Consider the following 3,333-nt stretch of genomic DNA (forward strand, 5'->3'; position numbering starts at 1 on the left):
AAAATGATGGCTTCACAGGTAACTTTCAACGACATCATAGGAGCCATAAAAAGTGGTAACGTGACCATGTCTGCAGGAAATTTAATTTCAAGCGGACAACGACGAACGATTCGTGTTTTAGGCGAAATTGACTCGCCAAAACAATTGGAGGATTTTGTCGTAAAATCAGAGGATGGCAAGGCCATTTACCTCAAAGATGTTGCCACCGTTACTTTTCAAGAAGAAGACAAAACAACATTCGCGCGCGAATTCGGACAGCCGGTCGTCATGTTGGACGTTAAAAAACGTGCAGGAAAAAACATGGTCGATGCGGTAGAACAAGTGAGGGCCATTATAGAGCATGCACAGGCTGAAGTTTTCCCACAAGATCTGAAAATCACGATTGCGAATGACCAATCTTCCGTCACTATTGCTCAGGTTGATGATTTAGTCAATAATATCATTTTTGGAGTCATCTTGGTGGTTACCGTCTTGATGTTCTTCTTAGGATTTAAGAATGCCATATTCGTTGGATTTGCGATTCCTATGTCGATGTTCACGTCCTTAATGATCTTAAATCTGTTAGGTCATAGTTTGAATACCATGGTTCTTTTCGGGTTGATTATGGGGCTCGGGATGTTGGTGGATAACGGGATTGTCGTGGTTGAAAACGTCTATCGCTTGATGGATGAAGAAGGCATGAGCCGATTAGAAGCTGCTAAAAAAGGGATTGGAGAAATCGCCTTTCCTATCATTATCTCAACAGCTACAACCGTGGCAGCCTTTATTCCCTTAGGATTATGGCCAGGGATCATGGGCGAATTCATGATGATTTTACCAATTACTTTATCGGTAGTTCTAGGTTCGTCATTATTTGTTGCTATATTTTTCAACTCTGTTTTGGTCTCACAATTCATGAGTATTGAAGATAAAAACATGCCTTTAAAACGCATTATTATCACTACAAGTGTGATGGTAATTATCGGCTTGATCGTGTTTTTTACAGCTGGAGAATATCGTGCCCTTGGCACCTTAATGATATTTACGGCGATCATGCTTTGGGTATATCGTTTTTTCCTAAGAAAATGGGCCAACAACTTTCAAAACAGTTCCCTTGTTAAATTAGAAAACTGGTATGAACGCCAATTGCGTCGCTCACTTTCGGGAAGAATGCCTTACATTTTAAGTCTCGGAACTCTAGCCTTGTTGATTTTGGCCTTTGTGGGTTTTGGCGCTTCTTTATCTTCAAAACGCACCAAAGTGGAGTTTTTCCCTGACAATAAACCGAATCAAATCATTGTCTACATTGAATATCCGCAAGGTACGGCTATAGAAAAAACAAATGCCATCACAAAACAGATTGAAAAACGTGTTTACGCGGTTTTGAATGATAACCAATATAAGGAAGGTGATTATAACTTTATGGTAGAAAGTGCCGTCTCCCAAGTTGGTGAAGGTGCTGGCGACCCGCAGGCCGATATGGGTTCAGCTGCTGAAATGCCTCATAAAGCAAAGATAACCGCCTCTATGCGCGAGTATAAATACCGAAAAGGTGCTGACAGTGAATTGTTGCGTCAAAAAGTTCAGGAAGCCTTGGTGGGCATTTATCCTGGTGTTTTGATTTCGGTGGAAAAAGATGCCAATGGGCCACCGGTTGGCGCGCCTATTAACATCGAAATTCAAGGCGAAGATTATAACGAATTGATTTCCACAGCCGAAAATATGAGGGAATTCATCAACGCGAAAAACATCGCGGGTATAGATGAACTTAAAATTGATGTCAATAAGGATAAGCCAACCATGCGCGTGACGATTGATCGCGAAAAGGCTGGCGAACTTGGCGTTAGCGCCTCTCAGATTGGGCAGCAATTGCGTAATTCCATCTTTGGAGCCAAAGCGGGCATCTATAAAGAAGGCGGCGATAATTTTGATATTTACGTGCGTTTTAATGAAGCCAACCGCTATAATACCAGTGCGCTCTTCAACCAAAACATAACTTTTAGAGATAATAAAGGACAGATTAAGAACATCCCTTTATCAACCCTCATCAAATATGAGAACACCTCTGGTTTTAGTGCGATAAAACACAAGGGCACCAATCGTGTGGTTACCGTATATTCGGCATTAGCTCCGGGATATACCGATGCAGGTGCTATTGTAGCTCAAATTCAAAATGAAATGAAAAGCTATAAAGGCATGCCTGATAAGATTAAAGTGGATTACACCGGACAAATTGAGGAGCAACAAAAGCAAATGACATTCCTGTTGGGTGCTTTTGCAGCAGGTCTTGGATTGATATTTTTCATTCTTATATTCCAATTTAACTCGATTTCAAAACCAGCAATCATTATGTTGGCCATCTTTTTAAGCTTTATTGGTGTATTTGGAGGGATTGTTATTACAGGAAGCGCCTTTGTGATTATGATGACTATGGTAGGAATTATTGCCTTAGCCGGAATTGTGGTCAATAATGGGGTGGTCCTTTTAGATTATGCCGAATTACTCATTGAACGAAAAAAATATGAACTCAACCTTGAAAAAGATGATTATTTAGAAGTTGAAGATCTTTACGAAAGCATTGTAAGAGCGGGTAAAGCACGTTTACGTCCTGTTTTATTAACCGCCATTACCACCATTTTAGGATTGGTGCCTTTGGCTATTGGCCTGAATATTAACTTCTTTTCACTGTTCAAAGACTTTGACGCCGATATTTACATGGGCGGAGATAACGTGGTCTTTTGGGGACCTTTGGCATGGACTGTGATATACGGATTGCTGGTTGCAACATTCCTTACATTGATCGTCGTACCAATCTTATTTTTCTTAGTCACTAAGTTTAAAATGTGGCTGCGAGTAAAAATAAAATCTGTCAATAGGGACTTGGATCAAGAGTTGGCAGAATAAGGTCAAATTATAGCATTAAAAGGGCTAAATGGCAGTGTTCATTTAGCCCTTATCTTTTTGATAACACTATGGTCCATAAAAGAATTAAGACCGCTCCGCTGATAGAACCAAGAACAAAGACTAAATACGTAATTAATTGAAAATAGGGGCTGTGAAATTCATAATTAGCATGGATTATGATGTTTTAGGAATAGTTTTCAAAAACCGAAAAATGAAGGAGATGAGGATCAAAAACGTTAAAAGAACTTATTGATCACTATTTTTAGAAGATCAACGCAACTTTAATCGGACAACAATGATTTGATAAATGTTTTACATAATCTGATTTGCTTCTTCTAAGCGTAGTTTATCCTATTTTGACTTAGAATTCTTGACTTAGTAATCCTTATTTAAAATTAAATGATTTGTTTGCCTTTTGGGCTTATGATTCATACCCACTTTGATCATTAT

General features: G+C 39.2%; 1 protein-coding gene. It reads left to right on the forward strand.

Going from position 1 to position 3,333, the window contains the following annotated elements; translation table 11 throughout:
* Positions 1–2,883: efflux RND transporter permease subunit (locus ABIQ28_RS13865; protein ID WP_348038316.1), on the forward strand; the 2,883-nt coding region annotated here is incomplete at its 5' end.
* Positions 2,884–3,333: the final 450 nt, after the last annotated feature.

The sequence above is a fragment of the Gelidibacter sp. genome (assembly GCF_039916245.1).
Taxonomy (GTDB): Bacteria; Bacteroidota; Bacteroidia; order Flavobacteriales; family Flavobacteriaceae; genus Gelidibacter.